We start from the raw sequence: 19,660 nt of genomic DNA on the forward strand, positions 1-19,660 counted from the left end.
CGAACTCCTCGGGCTTCTCCCCGAAACCCTGGTGATGACCCGGACGCGCGACGCCTGCCTGCGCTACCTCAGCTTCGACGACGGCCCCGAGCCAGGCCACACGCCGCGCCTGCTCGACACCCTCGCGAAGCACGGCGTCAAAGCCAGCTTCTTCCTTGTCGGCGAGAAGATCGAGCAGTACCCGGAGATCGTGCAGCGGATCGTCGCCGAGGGCCACATGATCGGCAATCACTCGTACAGCCACTGGTCTTTCAGCAACATGACCCTCACGAAACAGCTGGACGAGGTGTATCGCACCGACGCACTGCTGCGGCTGTTCGACGACCGCCCGCATCACCGGATGCGCCCGCCCAGTGGTTACGTGGGCGCGCAGTTGCTGCTGCACTTCGCGCGGCGCAAGCGCAATCTGGTCTACTGGTCCTACGACAGTCTCGACTATCAGGACGCCCCGGTGGAAACCCTGATCGCCCGCCTGCGCAACGACCCGCCCGCGCCCGGCGACATCGTGCTCATGCACGACGACAGCGACAAGGCGGCCGAGGCACTCGACGTGATGCTGCCTGAGTGGCTGTCGCAGGGCTTCGGCTTCGCGGCGCTGGAAGGGTCGGCACCATGAACATCCTCTATCACCACCGCACGCGCGGTCGACACGTCGAGGGAGTGCACATCCGCGGCATCGTGCAGGCGTTGCGTGAGCTCGGGCACGACGTTTCAGTCATGTCGTTTCCTGGGGCCGATCCCGAGCGGGAGGTCGAGGACGCCTCGCCCGGTAAGCGGGGTCGCATCGCCACGCTGGTGACGCGACTGCCTGGCGTCGTCTTCGAGATGTGCGAGCTGCTTTACAACGTGGTGACGTGGTTTCGTATGGCACGCGCCTGGCGCAAGGCGCCGCCCGCACTGATCTACGAGCGCTACTCCCTGTTCCTGTTCGCCACCGTCTGGCTCGCACGCCGGCGCGGCATCCCCCTGGTGCTGGAGATCAACGACTCGGCGCTGGTCGACCGGGTACGCCCGCTGACGATGACGGGGCTGGCCCGGCGTATCGAGGGCTGGTGTCTGCGGCGTGCGACGGGACTGGTCTTCATCTCCACGTACTTTCGTGACGTCGCGCGCGGCGCATACGGCGCCATCGCCCCCAGCGTGGTCTCGCCCAATGCGGTCGACCTGCCACGTTTCGATCCTTCGCGCTTCGATGTCGCCGCACTGCGCGCCTCGCGCGGCCTGACCGGCCGGGTGGTGTGCGGCCATATCGGCGCCTTCGCCCACTGGCACGGTGTGGATGGCTTCGTCGAAGCCATCGCCGGGCAGCTGGATGCCGTGCCGGAACTGGCGCTGGTCTTCGTCGGCGATGGCAAGACGCTGCCCGCGGTCCGGGCGCTGATCGCGGATCGCGGTCTGGCCGACCGGGTATTGCTGCCGGGTCGGGTACCGCACGACGAGGTCGCCAGCTGGATCGCCTGTATGGACTATGCCGTGCTGCCGAATTCCAATCACTACGGGTCTCCCATGAAACTGTTCGAGTTCATGGGTATGGGTGTCGCGGTGGTCGCGCCCGACTATGCGCCGGTGGCGGAAGTGATCGCCGATGGCCGCACGGGCTGGCTGTTTCCGCACGGTGACGCCGCCGCCTGCGTCGAGCGCGTGCTCGCGCTGGCGCGCCATGCCGACGAACGCCAGCGCGTGGGCGACGCCGCCCGCGATTACATCGCCAGCGAGCGGCAGTGGCGCAACAACGCCGAACAGCTGCTCACCCTCGTCCCGGCCGGAGCCTGAACGTGATCGCCATCGCCCTGCTCGTCCTGCTCCTGCTGGTCGCGGCGGCGGTCACCGTGGCCATCCGCGCACGCAACATGCAGTACTGGCTGTGGGGCTATCTGACCCGGCGCAAGCCGCCGAAGGTGCAAGGACCGAAACACGTGCTGTTCTGCTTCGTCGACCATTTCGAGCCGAACTGGGGCCGTGTGGACATGGATACGCAGCGGCGTCGCGTGGACCGCTGGTGCAGCGATTATCGCGCGCTGGCGGCGCGCCATCGCGACGCGGACGGACGCGTGCCGCAGCACAGCTTCTTCTACCCGGAAGAGGAATACGTCGAGGAGCATCTGGACAAGCTGCAGTCGCTTTGTGCCGATGGGTACGGTGAGATCGAAATCCATCTGCATCACGACAACGACACGGAAGCCAACTTCGTCGCCACCATCGACCGCTTCAACCGCCTTCTGCACGACAGGCATGATGCCTTGCCGCGCGATCCCGTCACCGGCCAGCTGCGCTTCGCCTTCATCCACGGTAACTGGTGCCTGGACAACTCACGCGCCGATGGCCGTTGGTGCGGCATCGACAACGAGCTGATCCTGTTGCGCGAGCTGGGTTGCTACGCGGACTTCACCCTGCCCTCCGCCCCCAGCGACACGCAGACGCGGATGTCCAATGCGATCTACTACGCCACCGACGACCCGCAGCGCTGCAAATCGCACGACACCGGCGTGCCGATGCGCGTGGGCGGCAAACCGAGTGGCGACCTGCTGATCATCCAGGGGCCGCTGGGCCTCAACTGGAAAGACCGGCGCTTCGGCGTCATCCCGCGTATCGAGAACTCCGATGTGCGCAAAGGCTGCCCACCGACGCCCTCGCGTGTCGATCAATGGGTCGACACGGGCATCCACGTCGAAGGCCGCCCCGAGTGGGTATTCGTCAAGGTGCACACCCACGGAACCCAGGAACGCGACATGGACACGCTGCTCGGCGCTCCCGCCGATGCCATGCACGACCACCTCGAGGCGGTCTACAACGATGGTGTGAACTACGTCCTCCACTACGTCACCGCCCGCGAGATGTACAACATCGCCAAAGCCGCCGAAGCCGGTCTCACCGGCGACCCCGGTCGCTATCGCGACTTCGAGCTGCCGAAGCCGGGCAAGCAGCCGGTCGCCCACGAGACCGCCGCAACCACCGTGTAGGAGCGCGCCTGCGCGCGACCATCCCACCCCCGACAGGCCGCCCCCACGGCTGAAATTGTCTAACAGCCGCGCCGTCCAGTAGCATCGCAATCCATGCATCTCGCCACGCCACGCCTGTTCACCCGACTTCGCCGCCATCGCGGCGTGTGGGTGCTCGCGCTGGCCGTGCTGCTGTTCAAGCTGACCATGGCGACGTTCTGCCTGCTCGACGGACCGACGGCCGCGTCCGTCGACACGGCGGGTGCCACGATCGCCGTCGCCACCAGCGACACCGCACCGGGCGATATCTGCGTTCTGAACGAAGGCGGCGGCTGCCACTGCAGCTGCGCCCATAACGTGGCCGTACCCTCGACGATGCCCGCCCTGCTCGCTGGCGTGCCGCACGTACACGTCACCGCGACGCTCCGTACCGGTGTGACGCCGACCTACGAGCGCTCCCCGCTCCGCCCCCCGATCGCCTGACGAACGCCACCGTGCGATGCCGACCGCCTGAGCGGTCGCGTCGATTCGCGTCCGTTCTTCCGGAGATCCATCCATGTTTTCTCTACGCATCGCGCTTTCCGGCGCCGCGTGCGTGTGCCTGTGCGCCGCGGGCCACGCGAGCGCTCTGCCACTCGACCGAGCATCGCCCGCCGTGCGTGACCGCATCCACGCGTTGTGGGCCGACAACCCAGCCATCCAGGCGGCGGACGCCCAGCGTCGCGCCGCCGAAGCCCGTGTCCGCGCCGCGGCGCAGCCCGTCTACAACCCTACGCTGTCCCTCGAGGGCGAGAACGCCGACGTGGATCGCCGCACGGCATCGGCCAGCCTGTCGCTCGATCTGAGCGATAAGCGACGCGCCCGGGTCGACGAAGGCGAAGCCGCCTTACGCGTCAGCGAGGCCGCCTACGCGCTGCGCCGTCGCGATATCGCCGCCGAATGGCTCAAGGCGTGGGCCTCGGCCGAATTCGCACGGCGGCAGCGCAGCCTTGGCGAGGAACGCGTCGTGGCGATGACACGCTTCGACCATCTCGCCGCCGACCGTCTGCGTGTCGGTGACATCAGCGCACCGGAGCGGGATCTGGCCGCGCAGGCACTGGCCGAGGCGCGCATCGAACAAGCCGCTATCGAGGGGCAACTCGCGGCGGCGCTGGCCTCCCTGACGGCTATCGGCGGCGAACGAGACGACGGGCGGGCGGGCGGATGGCCTGCGCTACCTGAAGCGCTGCCCGCCAGCCCCGATCGCATCGATGCACAAGCCCTCGACGACCGCCTCGAACTGCGGCGGGCCCGTGCCGAGCAGCAACGCCTCGATGCCGCCGTCACCGTGGCCCGCCGCGCGCGGCTGTCCGATCCCACGATCAGTCTCACGGGCGGGCGGGTCCGCAGCGGTAGCCGGAGCGATCCGGTCATCGGCATCAGCGTCTCGATGCCGCTGCCGGTGCGCAACACCGGCCGCGCAGAGGTGATGGCGGCGCAGGCGGAAGCGGATGCCGCGCTCGCCGATCGACAGGCGACCGCATGGAAAGCGGAAGCGACGCTACGTCAGACCGCCATGACCTATCGCGCATTACGAAGCACCGCGGAAACACTGCGCAAAGCCCGAACGGGAGCCCTGGGCGAGCGCGCCGCGCTACTCGAACGCCTCTGGCAGGCCGGTGAACTCGACACCTCCGACTACCTCGTCCAGCTCAAGCAGAACCTCGATACCGCGCTGTCCACGCTCACGCTGGAAGCGCAGACCTGGCAGGCCTGGTTCGACTACCTCGCCGCCGCCGGCCGTCTTCCCGAGTGGATCGACGGCCCCGCAACGGATGCCACCCCATGAATCGCCCCCTTCTGAAGATCGCTTTCGCGCTCGCAATGGCACTGTCCCTTGTGCCCGTACGCGCCGAAGAAGCGGCAAACCCGCTGAAACTCGACGCGCGCGCCATCGCCGATGCCGGCATCGTCGTCGACACGCTTCGCTCCCGCCAGTTGACCGACACCCTCACCGCGCCGGGCGAAGTCAGGGTCGACGCCTATTCCACCCTGCTCGTCTCGCCACGCGTCGCCGTCCAGGTCGTCGAGCGAAAAGCGAAGCTCGGCGACGTGGTCGCCGCCGGCACCCCGCTAGTGGTGTTGTCGAGCATCGAGGTGGCGGAAACCCAGGGCCGCCTCATCGTCGCCAGCCAGGACTGGGCACGCGTTTCGGCACTGGGTCCCCAGGCCGTCTCCGGACGTCGCTACGGCGAAGCGAAGATCGCACGCGACCAGGCTCGCGCCGCGTTACGTGCCTACGGACTGACCGACGGACAGATCGCCCGCATCGTCGCGCGGGGCTCGGCCGCCGCGGACGGCCAGTTCGAGCTCATCGCACCGAAGGCGGGACGTATTACGACCGACGACTTCCTCGTGGGCGAGCGCATCGAAGCGGGGAAACCGCTGTTCACGCTGGTCACCGAGGACAGCGTCTGGGTCGAGGCGCGTCTCTCGCCCGCGGCCGCGGATGCGATACGGCCCGGCGCAGCCGCAACCATCGTCGCGCACGGAACGGAACGGCCCGGCAGCGTCATCCAGCGCGCGCATCGGACCGACGAGGCCACACGCACCACCAGCGTGCGCCTTCGTGTCGACAACCGGGACGACCTGCTCCACCCGGGGGAACTCGTGGAAACGCGTATCGCCACTTCGGCGACCGCCAGCGTTCTCGCCGTGCCCGCGGAAGCCGTGGTGTTGCTGAAAAACGAACCGACGGTGTTCGTGCGCGGCAAGGAGGCCGGAACGTTCGAGCCCATGGCGGTGGACGTCGGCGAAACACGCGACGGCTGGACCGTCGTGCGCCGTGGCCTGACCGCGGGAGCCGCTTACGTCAGCAAAGGCGCCTTCGCCCTGAAAGCACGCCTCCTGCGCTCACAACTGGGAGACGACTGATGCTCGTCCGTCTCGTCGAACTCTCCCTCCGTTACAAACTGCTGGTGATCCTGGGCGTTCTGGCGATCGCCGCCCTTGGCGTCGCCTCACTGAGGCGGCTCCCCATCGATGCCTTCCCCGATGTCACGCCGGTGCAGGTCAACGTCTACACCGAGGCCTCCGGACTGGCCGCCGAGGACGTGGAGCGCCTGCTGACCACTCCTGTGGAAGCGGCCCTCGCGGGATTGCCCCGCGTGGAAACCATCCGCTCGGTGAGTCTGTTCGGGCTGTCGTACGTCGCCGTCTACTTCGATGACGACACCGACATCTACTTCGCCCGCCAGCTCGTGAACGAACGGCTGCAACAGGTCGCCGCCCGTTTACCCGATGGCTATGGCAAGCCCGAGATGGGTCCGAATACCTCGGGCCTGGGACAGGTCTTCTGGTACACCGTCGAGACCGACGACGGCAGCGCATCCGACATGGACCTCCGTGCGTTGCAGGACTGGACCGTCCGCCTGGTGCTGCGCACGGCACCCGGTGTCGACGACGTGACATCGTGGGGCGGGCAGGAGCGACAGTTTCAGGTCCGCGTCGATCCGATGCGCCTGGTCGCGCACCGACTCGCACTCAGGGACGTGATGCAGGCCGTCGAATCGAACAATGCACAGGTCGGCGGCAACGCGATCGACATCGGCCGGGAGCAATACCTCGTGCGAGGCGTCGGTTTGCTGCGCAACGCGGAGGACATCGGCTCCATCGTGCTGAAGAGCGACGATGGCACACCGGTGTACATCCGTGACGTGGCGTCCGTCGTGGAGGCAGGCGCACCCCGGACCGGCGCGGTCACGCGCGATGGCAAGGAGGTCGTCCTGGGCCAGGCACTGGCGCGCATCGACGAAAACGCGAAGAGCGTGGTCGACGCCGTCAAGGCGAAGCTCGATACGGTGCGTCGCGCGCTGCCTCCCGGCACCGTCGTCAAACCGGTCTACGAGCGCACGGATCTCGTGGACGCGGCGGTCGGTACGGCATCGCGCGCCTTGCTGGAAGGCGCCCTGCTGGTCGCCGTCGTGCTATTTCTCTTTCTGGGCGAGCTGCGAAGCGCCCTGATCGTCGTTGCGACCCTGCCCCTGGCGATGCTGATCGCGTTCATCGGCATGGAACGGTGGGGATTGTCCGCCAACCTCATGTCGCTCGCGGGGCTGGCCATCGGTATCGGCATGATGGTGGACGGCGCGGTAGTCATGGTGGAGAACGCTCTCCGCATCATGGGCGAGCGTGCCGCGCAAGGCGACGCGGTGGACCGGGGCGCCGCCGTGCTGCAGGCCGCTCGCGAAGTGGCGACACCGGTCGCCTTCGCGATCCTCATCATCATCGTAGTTTTTCTTCCGCTGTTCGGGCTGCAGGGCCTGGAAGGAAAGATGTTTCGTCCGATGGCGTTCAACATCGGCTTCGCCATGGCGGGCTCGCTGGTGCTCGCCCTGACGCTGGTCCCCGTCCTCGCCACTCTGCTTCTGAAGCCGGGACCGGAGCGGGATACGAGGCTAGTCGGCTGGCTCAAGAGCCACTACGAGCATCTGCTGCACTGGTCGCTCGACCACCGGCGCATCGTCCTGGGCGGCGCCGTGGTCGTGCTTCTGGGCACATTCGCCCTTATCCCCTTCCTCGGCAAGGAGTTCATGCCCAACCTGCGCGAGGGCGCCATCATGTGGCGGATCACGTCGATCCCTTCGGCCTCTCTCGAGGAGTCGATCGACCTTTCGCGTCAGGTCGCCGAGCGGATCAAGGCCAACGTACCCGAGGTCGAAACGACGCTGGCCATGATCGGACGCGCCGAGAAAGGTGAAACCGCGGACGTGAACTACATGGAGGTCTACACCCCGTTGAAGCCCGCGTCGGCATGGCGCGATGGCCAGACGCTCGAGTCCATCGAGGCGGCGATGCAGGAGGAACTCGCCGAGGCCCTGCCTACCGCGGTCGTCAGCTACACCCAGCCCATCCAAATGCGCATCGAAGAGCTGATTTCCGGCGTCCGCGCCACCCTTGCGCTGAAGATCTACGGTGCCGATCTGGCCACACTCGACCGGCTCAGTGCCCGGGCGCGCGACGTGCTGGCGACGGTACCGGGCGCAACCGACCTGGCGCTCGAAGCCAACCTCGGCAAACCGCAGCTGCGCATCGAGGTCGACCGCACCGCCCTGGCTCGCTACGGGCTCAATGCCGACGATGTACTCACCGTGGTTCGCAACGGTATCGGTGGCGAACCCGTCAGCAGCCTTATCGACGGTGTACGCCGTTTCGACATCGCGGTGCGACTGGACGACGCCAGCAAGGCCTCGCCGGGAACGATCGGGCGCATTCCGCTACGCACCCCGACCGGCGCGCTGGTGCAGTTGTCCCAGGTCGCCCGCGTCACCCAGGCTGAGGGGTATTCGTTCATCCGCCGCGAGGCGCTGCAACGCTTCGCCGTCATCGGACTCGATGTGCGCGGCCGGGATATCGACGGGTTCGTGCGTGAGGCGGAGGCACGGCTGGCCTCGGAACTCACCCTGCCGACAGGCTATTACACCGAGTGGGGCGGCGCATTCGAGAACCAGCAGCGGGCCATGAAGCGTCTGGCACTGATCGTGCCGCTGACGATCTTCTGCATCTTCGTGCTGCTCTATACCGCGTTCAGCTCATTCCGGCATGCGGCGCTGATTCTTGCCAACGTGCCGTTCGCAGTCATCGGCGGCGTCATCGGCTTGTTCATCACCGGGCAATATCTCTCCGTACCTTCCGCGGTCGGCTTCATCGCGGTATTCGGCGTGGCCATGCTCAACGGCATCGTGCTGGTCAGCTTTCTGGACCGGCAGCGTGACGAAGGGGGTGACCTCCGCCAGGCAGTATTGCTCGGAAGCGCGCTGCGTCTGCGCCCCGTGCTGATGACTGCCACGGTGGCGATCCTCGGGTTGCTACCGATGTTGCTGTCCAGCGGCGTCGGCGCTGAGACGCAGCGACCGCTGGCCACCGTCGTTGCCGGCGGGCTGATCACCTCGACGCTCCTGACCTTGGTGCTGTTGCCGGTGGTGTACGAATGGATGGAGGCAAGGGCCCGACGCCGCTAGACCGTCCGGCTGCGGTGGAGGCCCACCGCAGTCGTCACCGGCCCTCGTCTCGAGGGCCGTCCCGGCTCAGCCCTTGCGACGTGCCCGCAGATCCGAGCGAACGCGATGCAGTCCCCGGTAAATCCATCGCACCGGCGCATACATCCGGAAGCCCGCCGTCGCACGGGTCGCGCGCACGACGTACAACGAGCCGCAAGCCTCCGCGCGCGTCGCCAGCAGTCGCTTGTACTGGTTATCTCCGTAGCCGAAGCTGATCCGCTCGCCAGGGAAACGATCGAGCAGCGCCCGCACGGCCTGAAACACGGCCACCGACCCGATGCCGACCTTCGCCACCTCTTCGTCATAGCCGAGGTCGTCAACGAGGTAGGTTCCCCCGAGGCGATAACCGTGGACGTAGGCCAGCGGTCTGCCGTCGCGCAGCACGACATGACCGATCAATTGCCCGGCGGCGGTAAGCCTTTCGAACAACGCGACCCGCTCAGGCGCCTCCCAGTCCATCGGCAGGTCGTCATGGTGCCAGGTCTTCGCGTACACCTCGTTCATCAGGCGGCAGTATTCGGGCATGTCCTCGGGCCGGTCGAACGTGCGCAAGGCCGCGTCGCAGCCGAGCTTCCGATAGGCGCGGCCCACACGCTGGGTCAGATCCGTGCGCTTCTTCTTGTCCATCGCCGAAAGCCACGCTTCCGACGAAACCTGCGGATCGATCGACCAGTGCAGCTGATCCAGCAGATGCGCAGCCACCGTATGAAACCCGCCGCGAGCAAGTGAGTCCGCAAACGGATTGGGCAGGTCCGCCTCCTGCACGCGCACCACACGGACGCTACTGTCCCCCGCCAGCTGGCGTGACACGGCGACGCTGACGACGCCGCGCTCGGCCTCCCCGGCCACGACGCCAGACCCAAGCAATCGCAACGCCGCCCCGCGATAGAGGCGCACACGCCGCCCCGCGAGATCCAGCCGCGCCGTGTGTTCGATCGCAAGCAACGGTGCGTAGCCGACCACCCTCCCCCCGGCATCGCGCACCACGATCACATGCGGCACGGTGCCATCCCGGCGACTCTCGACCTCATATGCGATCCAGTCCGGATGCTGCACGATACCGCTGGCCGCGCCGGGCAGTTCAGCGACGCGGGCCAGCTCATCGCGGTAGCCGCGCAAGGTCTCGAGGGAACGTACGATGCAACAGACGTAACTCATGGGCTGGCCTTGGACACTGCCGGCGGGATGAATTCGAGGGCACGGATCAACCAGCGACCCGGCCGGCCGAGGCGTCGGCCGATGCCGGCCATCAGCTGCACGTCGTCTCCGGTCCAGTAACGAACCAGGACGCTACCCGGCACGTAAAGCACAACGAACACGGCGCAGCCGCCGAGGAAGCCGACCCGTGACGGTATGGCGGCGGTGGTCGCCCATGCCGCCAGCGTCGCCACGCTGCCCACTGCGAACAGGCGGGTCATGGCCGCCACCGGCAGTGCGCCGCTGGTCGCCTTGCGCAGGTAGTGCACCGCAAGCACCATCTCGACGATACGCGTCCCCGCGTATGTCACGACTGCGCCGGATAGCCCGAGAACAGGAATCAGCGCCAGACCGAGAACCGCGTTGGCGACGAGTGCGATAGTGGCGATGCGTACACGGTCGTCCTGCCGGTCCACCACGGTCTGAAAGGCCGCGATACCGTTGCCGATCAACAGCAGGCCACCCAGCACCAGCGTGGCCTCGATCGCGGGAATCGCATCCAGATAGCGCGTGCCGTACATCAGGCGGACGATCTCAGGCGTCGTGACCAGGCCGAGCCCGGCGATGGCGATGCCCACCGCCCAGTAGAACCGGGTCGCCTCGGCAAGAAAGCGCGCCGCGCGCGCACTGCCGCTCTCCCCGTACGACTTGGCCATGTAGGGAAGCAGCGTCGACGTGAGCCCGACCGAGAACAACTGCACCGCGCCGCGCGTCAGCGTGCCCGCAATCGCGAAGTAACCCACCGCGACCGATCCCGAGAACGTGTTGAGCAGAAAGATCTCGATCGTTCCCACACGAAACGAGCCCATCAGCACCAGCACGGCCGTGAGTTTCAGGTGGCGGTTCACCCGCGCATTCAGCGTGGGAGGAATCGGTCCGGAAGCGAAATCCCGGCAATAACGGCGGTAGACCAGCCGGTTGACCAGGTTGAGGATCAGGCACGCCACCGCGAACAGCGCGACAAACGAGACCAGGTCGGCATGCATGAGCATGGCCGCAAGCACGAGCGACATCCCCAGGATGCCGCCGATCACCGTCGCCACCGCTTCGGGCTCGAAGCGTTCCTGTCCTTTGCCGATGGCCACCAGCATCGCATAGTTGGCCTTCGCGACCACGGCCACGACGACCAGCGCCATGATCGGTAGAAGGGACGCATCCCACTCGGCGGGCCGGAACGACCAGCCGATCACGAGGAACAGACCGATGACGCTCGCCGAACTCCACGTCTGGATGCGTGAAAAGCGCGCCGCGAGACTGGACGCGAGCCCGGGGTCGCCCATGCCATCCGCCTCGGCGATGAACTTGGTCGATGACGTGGTCAGCGCATGGTTGGAGCAGACGATCAGCCAGCCACACAGCCACACGGTGAACGCATAGCGGCCGAAGTCGCCCGGACCCAGGGCGCGAGCGATCCACACACTCATCAGCAGCCCAAGCGCGTACTCGATATACGTGGACACGGTGACGATGCCCACGCTGCGCAGGACATCGAGGCGGCGGGTCATGGCGACGTCCGCGCAAGCGAGTCGGTCAGCCCCGCACCCGCCGGCTGGCGCATCATCCACTGCGCCACGCCCGCACCGCGGTTGTTCCAGTTGAACCGGCGCAACGTGTCCGAGATGGCCGCGCATGACGGTGCGTACGACGACGACAAGGCGGCAAACCGCTTCTTCAGCAGCGCGGCCTGCGCCGGATCCGTCTCGAAGTAGTGGGCAGCCGCGACGGGGAGGCCCAGTTCGACATTGTGCCCGTCGCTGTACCAGCCCTCCGACTCCTGGATCTTCATCAGGGCTGCCGGTGTCGCCTTCGATGACGACCAGTACCAGGCGATCTGCCCGCCCGGCCCCGAGCATTCGTTGCGCCAGTCATGCGGATGCACGAGCAACGCCGGGTCGATCCAGCCGTAACGTTCGAGGTAGCGTCCGAAGGCGGTGATCATCGGGGGAATGCGCGGATCCTGCGTCACCAGCCATGCATGCCAGAGACCGTCCACGATGTTCTCGCTCATCCACGGCGAGGCACCGCGCACGTCATCGGCACCGTCGGGGTCGTTTTCATGCACGTTCCAGCTGTTGCGCCAGGAGCCGTCGTCGCCGAGCCCGTCGGGGTTATGTCGTTGCTGCTCGTCGAGCCAGCCGACGCGAGCGAGTACGCGATCGCGATAACGTGCATCGCCTGTGAGCTCGTACGCGGCAACGGTCTCGATGAGACCCAGGCCGGCAAGTCGCTCGGTGAAGTAGTCAGTCGGGTGCCTGTATGGACCTGGCGGTCCGTTCCAGCCGCCGCTGTGCCAGAGGTCGGCCATCTTGCCGACGAGGGCGGCGTCGTGCATCGAGTCGTCTCCGCTCAGGGCGACCGCGAGCAGGATGGGTTCGATATAGACGTACTTCACGTCGCACGGTTTGCCGTCAGGCAGCCATCCCCCGGCGCATGAGGGGCTGACTGGAACGCCGTCACGCTTCATACCCGCCATGTACCAGCGATAGCTCGCCTCGGCCGCCTCGAGATAATCGGCGCGACCGGTGCGCACGTACGCCTTGAACAACGTGGAAGGCCGGTCGAAGAGCCAGGCGGTGGTGTCGTTGACCGGAAGTTCCTTCGCCCAGCGGAACTGCGCATCCACGTAGCGCGCGTAGGCTTCGTCGCGGTCGGCCACCGACTGCGGGCCGGCGATCAGTGAGGCGGTGAGCCATTCGGGCGTGAGCGCGGCGATCGCTTTGGGCCTGTCGTCGATCAGGCCTTGCGCGTAGGGCCAGCCGGGAGCGTCCATCGCGCGAGGTGTGCCGAGTTCGAAGCGATAAATCCCGGCGGTGGCGCGGAACTGGACGCGGACGGCGCGGATGCCGCCGGCGCCGGTGTGCCACTGGAGGGTCGGGATGACGGACGCGGGGACTTCGTTGCCTTTGACGTCGACGATGCGCAGGAGCCTGGGGTCGCGGAGGGTGCCGGGTGGGAAAGGGATGCCTACGGTGACCTGGACGGAGGCCGTGTCGGAAGTGCGGCGGGTTACCGTGATTTGCTGGGTACCGGGGCCAGGTCGTTTCGCGACCAGGGTCGCTCCTGCCGGAGCGGGTGACGCGCCGCGGACGGGTGACAGGCCCGCCGCGACGGCGGCAAGCAGAAGGCCGATGACGATGAGCACGTGGCGGGACATCGCTTGAGACGCGCCCGGCGTCGCTCGCCGTGTCTCGCGCACGATCCCGTGCCAGCCGCGCCGACGCTGGAAGGTACGTGCGTTCATGCGACCGACGCGACAGGCGCGTGCAGCCCCGCCAGGCGGTACTCCCAGTCCAGCGCGGTACGGACGATGAAGTCGAGATCGTCGTGGCGCGGTCGCCAGCCGAGCACGTCGCGCAGCCGGTCGCTGCAGGCGATGAGCTTTCCGATGTCTCCGGGCCGGCGCGGCAGTTCCAGCACGTTGAGCGCATGGCCGCCCGCGCGCGCCACGGCATCCACGACCTCGCGCACGCTGTAGCCGTGCCCGTAGCCGCAGTTCAGGGTGAGTGAATCGCCACCGTCGCGCAGATGATCCAGCGCGCTCAGATGCGCGGCGGCCAGATCGTCGACGTGGATGTAGTCACGCACGCCCGTGCCGTCCGGCGTGTCGTAGTCGGTGCCGTAGATGGACACGCACTGACGCTTACCCACGGCGTGTTCGCACGCCACCTTGATCAGCAACGTGGCCAGCGGAGTGCTGTGGCCGATGCGTCCGAGCGGGTCGCAACCGGCGACATTGAAGTAGCGCAGGATGACATGCCGCATCGCTCCGGTTGCGCACCAGTCGCGCAACATCGTTTCGGACATCAGCTTCGACGTGCCGTAAGGATTGGCGGGACACGTCGGCGTCGTTTCGTCCGCCACGCCGGCTTCCGTGGCACCGTAGACCGCCGCCGTCGACGAAAAGATGAACTTGTCCACGCCGGCCGCCGCACACGCCGCCAGCAGGTTGCGGGTATTGCAGGTGTTGTTGCCGTAGTACTTCAGCGGATCGCTGACCGACTCCGGCACCACCGTATGTGCCGCGAAGTGCAGGACCGCATCGACGCGATGCGCTTCCAGAACCCGCGAGACGAGGTCGCCGTCGCCCACATTGCCTTCGACCAGGGACGCGCCGCGCACGGCCTCGCGGAATCCGGTGGAGAGGTTGTCGATCACGACGACCCGGTCGCCCCGCGCGACCAGCTGCTGCACCGTGTGGCTGCCGATATAACCGGCACCGCCGGTGACCAGGACCGTATTCATGGAGACCTCCCGGCCGTGGCCGGTGGGAAGTTGCGGGCAAGCCAGCCGCCGATGCCGTCGAGCAGACGGGCGCGGTCGCCGGTGAGGATGTACGTATGGTCGGTCTCGGCCAGGTACCGCGTGGTGACCGCCGGATGGCTCATCACCTTGCCAAAGCACTCGCGGAACTGACGCGCGTGATTGAAATAGTTGCTGATGCCACCCGAGTAGACGAGATAGAGCTTCATGCCCCGCCCCACCATGCCGGTGAAATCGGCGATCACCTGATCGCGGGGCGCGGGTGCCACCGCGAACACGGGCTCGGGTGCCGCCTTGTCGGCGCCGCCTCCACCCGGACGCCCGCGCAGCCAGCGCGCCCAGCGGCCGGGATCCGCCACACGCGGCAGGTAGTGACGAAGCTTGTAGCCGAGCGTGCGATACGCGTATCCGTCGAGGAATACCGCTCCCGAGACACGCGGATCGGTCGATGCCACCACATGTGCGTTCTGCGCGCCCGAACACAGGCCGACCAGCACGAAACGCTCGCACCCCGCCCGGTTTTTCATCAGAACCATCGCGTCGTCGAGATCCGCGCAGACCTGCTGGGTACGGGTCATGCCGCCGCCCGTGGCACCGCTGTCGCCGAGCGTCGACATGTCGAAGCGAAGTGTCGGGTAGCCAGCCGCGTTGAGCTGGCGGGTCAGTTCCACGTGCAGCCGGAAGGGACCGATGCGATGCACCAGTCCCGCGTTCAGCACGATGACCCCGGTCTCTCCGCGCGCGCCTTCCGGCACACCCGCGATACCGACCAGGTGCCTTGCACGACCGAATCGATGAGCTTCCTCACGCATCACGCGACCTCCTTCAGGCGACCGGTGACCGCCTGGATGAGCGGCTGCGACAGGATCGCGGTCTCGAGTCGCCGCAAGTCGTTCCACGGGGTGGACTGACCCAGCGACTGCGCATCCAGTACGAGCGTAGGCACGGCCGGCGTGGCGACGCGTAACGCGCCGAGCTGACGCCGCAAGCTGTCGCCGATGTCGAAGCCCAGCCATTGCTCGGCCACATCGGCCTGGCTGCGCGGTCGCGTAAAGCGCTCGCCGTCCTCGCGCAGGGCGGCCTGCATGGCGTCCAGTGCCGCCACGTAATCGCCGCCATCGAGCACGGGATCCCATGCGATGACTTCCGTGAAACCGGCCCGACCCGCAGCGGCCATGGCGATGCTGCCACCCAGCCGTGCACCGAAGGCGACGACGCGGTCGATACCGGCGCGTCCGCGCAGCTCCGCGGCGGCCGTCACGGTGTCCTCGACACAGCGCGACCAGTCCACCTCGCGACTGCTGCCAGCGGCGTCGCCGGTACCGTGGTAGTCGAAGCGCAACACGGGGACGCCCTGCATCGCCAGCGCTTGCGCGAGCTGACGATACAGGCGATGGCAGCGGATCAGGTCCTGCCCCAGCGAGGGGCACATCAGCAACGCGCGACGCGCGGTCGGCGTACCCGCGTGATACATGCCGAACAGGCCGTCGTCGGCACCGAAAAAGAACGGCAGGTCGAGGTCGCCATGCATGCTCATCTCCGGTAGACCACGCCGATGAAGAATTCCGCCTCGCGATAGCTCTGGCCCACGGCATCGCTCGTACGCCGCTCGCGTGCGACGGAGGCGTGCCAGCTCCAGTGCCGATTGATCTGTTTGCCCAGGTCCAGGCCCAGCCGGACCGTGTTGTCCTTACGGCTGAGCGTGTCGTAGGTCACGCGGTCGTAGGTGGCGAAGCCCGAGAGGGTCAGCGTGGGGTTGAGGCGGTAGCCGACACCGACGCTCAGCCCGCGTCCGGTCTGGTCGAAGGTGGGATCGTCCAGATAACTCAGCTTGTTGAAGGCCGGCGATACGGTCATGGTCAGCCGCTCACCGCGCCAGTTCCAGGTCGCTTCGAGACGGCGCTCCTTGTACACCTCCGAGCCGATCACCGCGCTGCCCACGCCGATGCCCGTGCCGGTCGCCCCCCTTCCCAGTCCGCCCGTGTTGGCGAACGGATCGATCGCCTCGGCGCGATCGGCGGTCAGGCCCGCGCCATAGGCCCCTGGCGTCGTGATCAGATCCTGCGCGGCGTCGGCATACTGGTAGGCACCCGCCACGGTCAGTGCGTTGCGCAGGGTCGGCTGCCAGCCGACCTGCAGTCGTACGACGGGAGCCGACGTGCTGCGCCCCTGGTCGAACGACAGTCGCGTACCGCCCACCAGCACGTCCGCATCGAAATGCGCCAACGTGCTCGTGTAGCGCACGAAGGCCTCCTTGCGATCGTAATCGGCCGTGCTCGGCTGATGGGTGAAACCGACCCGCTGGAACTCCACGTTGCCGGAGAGCTGATCGGTCGGGCTCAGGTCGCGATAGACACGAAAAGCCGCCATGCCGCGGGACGAATCGAACTCATCGACCTTCGATGCGTAGCTGTTGATGTACCGCAGTTCGAACTGACCGCGCGCCGCATCGCCGAAGCGCATGCGCAGCGTGGGGCCGAGCACGATCACGTTGGTCTGCTGCTGGTTGTCGGGCGAGTCGGCCGACAACTGATCCACGGGCTGCACGCCCGCATAGTCCTCGACCGAAAAGTCCAGCCGCTCCGGGGCGATCGTCCAGTTGGCCTGCGCGCCGAGCTGTGTCTGCGTCTGCGAATCGAAGTGGTTTTCGAGGTACTTGCGGTATTCGAAGGTTCCCGCCACGTTGGCCTGGAACGTCGAACCGAGCTGCGTGAACTGGAATGTCCCCCCTGGCGTCAGCACGTTCTCGCTCAGGGGCCGGTCCGACGACAAGGCAATGTTGTTGCTGTGCTCGATGCCCCCATACAGGGTGTAATCGAAGGTTCCGGCAAGCACCGCCGTCGGTGCGACCGCGAGCCCGATCACGATGGCCTGCGCGAGCCTGGTCGATGCCGGCATGATCCCTCCCCCTGCCCTTCGGTCCGCGTCACGGCGACTGATTGAAGACGACGCCCGCCAGCTTGGCCGGATCGAAATTCGCCACCGCCTGATTGATCGCCGCGGGCGTATCGCGTCCATAGCCCGCGACCACCACGACGAAGTCGGCGAGATCGGCCAGGATGCGCGCATCCGGCGAGCCCTTGACGGACGGACCGTCGAGGAACAGGTAGCGGTCGCTGTAGCGACAACGCAACGAGTCGAGCACGGCGCGCATGCGGAACGACGAGAAGTACTCGCCACTGTTCTCGCGCGACCTGCCGGCAGGAATCAGGCGCATCCGCGGTACGCCGGTCGGATACATGATCGAGGCGATGCCGCGTGACGGATGCTCGAGGAAATCGATAAGACCGCCCGTGTGTGGCTCGATACCGAACGCCTTGTGCTGATTCGGATAGCGCAGATTGCAGTCGACCAGCAAGCTCGTCTTCGACTCGTCGAAAGCGAACGCGGTGGCCAGGTTGCGCGTCACGAAGCTCGCTCCCGACCGCGGGCTCACCGCGACGACCAGGGTGATGAAGTTGTTTTCGCCCGCCATCTCCAGCAACCGCGTGCGGATCCCCCGGAAGGCATCGGACTGTTGTCGGACGGATTCCTCGCGATGGATGAGGCGTTTGCGCTCGCAGTCGATCGGCGCCAGCGCCCCGTCCGCCTCGCGCATGCGCGCGATGGAGTGACCCGGCGTGGTACGCGGGTCGACGTGCGGGTGCTCGGCATGCCCGGGTTCGATGGGTTCGGCGGCCAGTTTGTTCATGAGTCAGCCCTTCATCCTCAACCAGAACAGCAGCAGGTAGACGGCACCGACGCCGGTGACGATGAGCACCAGCAGCATGTTCTGCAGGTGCTCACGGCGGCGGTCGCGCGGCGTGGGATAGAACGGAATGGTGGCCAGCACGGGAAAGCCCGTGGCCCGTTCGAGCTGGCCGACCGAACGCACGCGGGGATCGAAACGCGCCACCGCGAACAGCAGACCGAACGGAACCGCCAGCGACAACGCGACACCCGCCAGACCGAAGTGCATGAAACGCAGGCCCGACGGCACCAGTGGCAACACGGCCGGATCCTGCACCTGAAAGGTCAGTCCGCGCTGCTCGGCGTCGAGATTCATGGAGACGCGCGCGTTCTCGCGCCGCTTGAGCAGATCCTGGTAGACGTCGCGATTGACCGTGTAATCGCGCGTTAGCTCGGCGGTCACGTTTTCCGAGTTGGCGATGCGCTTGCTGCGCTCCAGCTCGGACTGAAGCATCGACTCGCTCGCGCTCACCCGGGCCGACGCGGCGGCGGCATCGCTGCGGATCGTCGCCAGCTGCACGCGCATCTGCTGGTTGACCGGATTCATGGTGACCATCCGGTCGACCGTGCCGCCACCCACCGCACGGCTTGCGTCGGCACTCTGCATCTGCGTCCGCACATCCTCGATCTGGTGACGCAGGCGGACGACGTCCGGGTAGGAGTCCGTATAGGTGAGCAGGAGCTTGTCGAGCTGCGACTGCATCTCGGCCAGCTGGGCCTGGTAGATGCCGCCGACGGTCTGCACGGCGTTGACCTCGGACTCGCCGCTGAGTTGCGCATTCAGCGCCGCGGCCTGGGACTGCTTCTGCATCGCGTCCATGCGGTTGTTCTCGATCTGCGTACGCAGGGCACTGATGCGGGAATTGGTGTCGATATCGCTACCGGGACGCGCATCGGCATTGGCATCGCGATACGCCTTCAGCTTGTCCTCGGCGTCGGTGAGCTTGCCGCGATAGGCCTCGACCTGACTGTTGATGAACTCGTAGGCGTCGCGGCTTTCCCGCTGCTTGGAGAGCAGGCTCTCGCTGATGAACAGCTGACCGAAGGCACGGGTCACCTCGAAGGCACGTCGCGGGTCGGAGTCGAAGTAGCTGATGGTGATCAGATTCTCGCGATTGTTGACGATCTTCGTGCGTGCCTTGATGCTCTCGATGAGCTTGTCGCGCTCGATCGGGGACGGTGAAGAGGCCAGCCACCCGCCGGTCCGCAACACCTCATCGAGCACGCGGCGGCTGAAGATCACGTCGCGTGCCATGCCGGCGCGATTCTTGTTCGCCGTCGCCGAAGCCGCGCCTTCCATCAGCGGCGTGATGATGCTCGCGTCCTGCGCGAGGATGGTCGTGGATGCTTCGTACTTTTTCGGCCATACCGCTCCGATACCCAGCGCGGCCAGCGCGATCACCGCGAAGGTGACGCCCATCGCGACGCGCCGTCTGCGCGCCTCGCCGATCAGTGCGGGCAGCATGCCCGCGAAAGGAACGAGTTCCCCGCTCATCG

Annotated in this window: 16 protein-coding genes; 7 read left to right on the top strand and 9 right to left on the bottom strand. The window is 66.8% G+C overall.

From position 1 onward, the window contains the following. Positions 1-34: 34 nt before the first annotated feature. The 7 genes from J2X57_RS02390 (at position 35) to J2X57_RS02420 (ending at position 8,938) form a co-directional block, all read left to right on the top strand. Positions 35-616, top strand: a complete 582-nt coding sequence (locus tag J2X57_RS02390) for a polysaccharide deacetylase family protein (protein WP_239739801.1) — start codon at positions 35-37, stop codon at positions 614-616. Then, positions 613-1,773: a glycosyltransferase family 4 protein gene (locus J2X57_RS02395; protein ID WP_309863375.1), complete on the top strand. Its 1,161-nt coding sequence runs from the start codon at positions 613-615 to the stop codon at positions 1,771-1,773. Before J2X57_RS02390 ends, J2X57_RS02395 begins: the two co-directional genes overlap by 4 nt. 2 nt (positions 1,774-1,775) lie before the next feature. Continuing rightward, on the top strand, positions 1,776-2,960 hold the full coding sequence (locus J2X57_RS02400; RefSeq protein ID WP_309863378.1) for a hypothetical protein: 1,185 nt from the start codon (positions 1,776-1,778) through the stop codon (positions 2,958-2,960). Between the two features lie 93 nt (positions 2,961-3,053). Then, entirely contained in the window at positions 3,054-3,422 is a 369-nt protein-coding gene (locus tag J2X57_RS02405) for a hypothetical protein (RefSeq protein ID WP_043693781.1), read from the top strand. A 73-nt stretch (positions 3,423-3,495) separates the two neighbouring features. Continuing rightward, positions 3,496-4,767: a TolC family protein gene (locus J2X57_RS02410; protein WP_309863382.1), complete on the top strand. Its 1,272-nt coding sequence runs from the start codon at positions 3,496-3,498 to the stop codon at positions 4,765-4,767. Further along, positions 4,764-5,852 (top strand): efflux RND transporter periplasmic adaptor subunit, encoded by a 1,089-nt coding sequence (locus tag J2X57_RS02415; protein WP_043693778.1) that lies wholly within the window; start codon positions 4,764-4,766, stop codon positions 5,850-5,852. The genes J2X57_RS02410 and J2X57_RS02415 overlap by 4 nt, the downstream gene beginning before the upstream one ends. Continuing rightward, complete coding sequence (locus tag J2X57_RS02420; RefSeq protein WP_309863387.1) at positions 5,852-8,938, top strand: CusA/CzcA family heavy metal efflux RND transporter; 3,087 nt, start codon at positions 5,852-5,854, stop codon at positions 8,936-8,938. Before J2X57_RS02415 ends, J2X57_RS02420 begins: the two co-directional genes overlap by 1 nt. 66 nt (positions 8,939-9,004) lie before the next feature. On the opposite strand, the gene J2X57_RS02425 is transcribed toward J2X57_RS02420, so the two are convergent. Genes J2X57_RS02425 through J2X57_RS02465 form a run of 9 tightly spaced genes read right to left on the bottom strand, consistent with a single transcriptional unit; the run spans position 9,005 to position 19,658 of the window. Further along, positions 9,005-10,135 carry a GNAT family N-acetyltransferase gene (locus J2X57_RS02425; protein WP_043693773.1) on the bottom strand — a complete coding sequence of 377 codons (1,131 nt, stop codon included), beginning with the start codon at positions 10,133-10,135 and terminating at the stop codon, positions 9,005-9,007. Continuing rightward, entirely contained in the window at positions 10,132-11,679 is a 1,548-nt protein-coding gene (locus J2X57_RS02430; RefSeq protein WP_309863390.1) for an oligosaccharide flippase family protein, read from the bottom strand. The genes J2X57_RS02425 and J2X57_RS02430 overlap by 4 nt, the downstream gene beginning before the upstream one ends. Then, positions 11,676-13,415: a hypothetical protein gene (locus J2X57_RS02435; RefSeq protein ID WP_309863393.1), complete on the bottom strand. Its 1,740-nt coding sequence runs from the start codon at positions 13,413-13,415 to the stop codon at positions 11,676-11,678. The genes J2X57_RS02430 and J2X57_RS02435 overlap by 4 nt, the downstream gene beginning before the upstream one ends. Next, positions 13,412-14,416: a UDP-glucose 4-epimerase GalE gene (gene galE, locus J2X57_RS02440; protein ID WP_036113549.1), complete on the bottom strand. Its 1,005-nt coding sequence runs from the start codon at positions 14,414-14,416 to the stop codon at positions 13,412-13,414. Before galE ends, J2X57_RS02435 begins: the two co-directional genes overlap by 4 nt. Continuing rightward, entirely contained in the window at positions 14,413-15,246 is an 834-nt protein-coding gene (locus J2X57_RS02445) for an alpha/beta hydrolase (protein WP_036113551.1), read from the bottom strand. The genes galE and J2X57_RS02445 overlap by 4 nt, the downstream gene beginning before the upstream one ends. Beyond that, on the bottom strand, positions 15,246-15,965 hold the full coding sequence (locus tag J2X57_RS02450) for an alpha/beta hydrolase (RefSeq protein ID WP_309863398.1): 720 nt from the start codon (positions 15,963-15,965) through the stop codon (positions 15,246-15,248). The genes J2X57_RS02445 and J2X57_RS02450 overlap by 1 nt, the downstream gene beginning before the upstream one ends. 2 nt (positions 15,966-15,967) lie before the next feature. Further along, positions 15,968-17,332, bottom strand: a complete 1,365-nt coding sequence (locus J2X57_RS02455) for an outer membrane beta-barrel protein (RefSeq protein WP_308847102.1) — start codon at positions 17,330-17,332, stop codon at positions 15,968-15,970. A gap of 28 nt (positions 17,333-17,360) precedes the next feature. Then, positions 17,361-18,125 (bottom strand): polysaccharide biosynthesis protein, encoded by a 765-nt coding sequence (locus tag J2X57_RS02460; protein WP_239709009.1) that lies wholly within the window; start codon positions 18,123-18,125, stop codon positions 17,361-17,363. Positions 18,126-18,128: 3 nt separating this feature from the next. Continuing rightward, entirely contained in the window at positions 18,129-19,658 is a 1,530-nt protein-coding gene (locus J2X57_RS02465) for an XrtA system polysaccharide chain length determinant (RefSeq protein ID WP_309863403.1), read from the bottom strand. Between the last annotated feature and the right edge of the window lie 2 nt (positions 19,659-19,660).

The organism is Luteibacter sp. 1214 (genome assembly GCF_031455395.1).
Taxonomy (GTDB): domain Bacteria; phylum Pseudomonadota; class Gammaproteobacteria; order Xanthomonadales; family Rhodanobacteraceae; genus Luteibacter; species Luteibacter mycovicinus.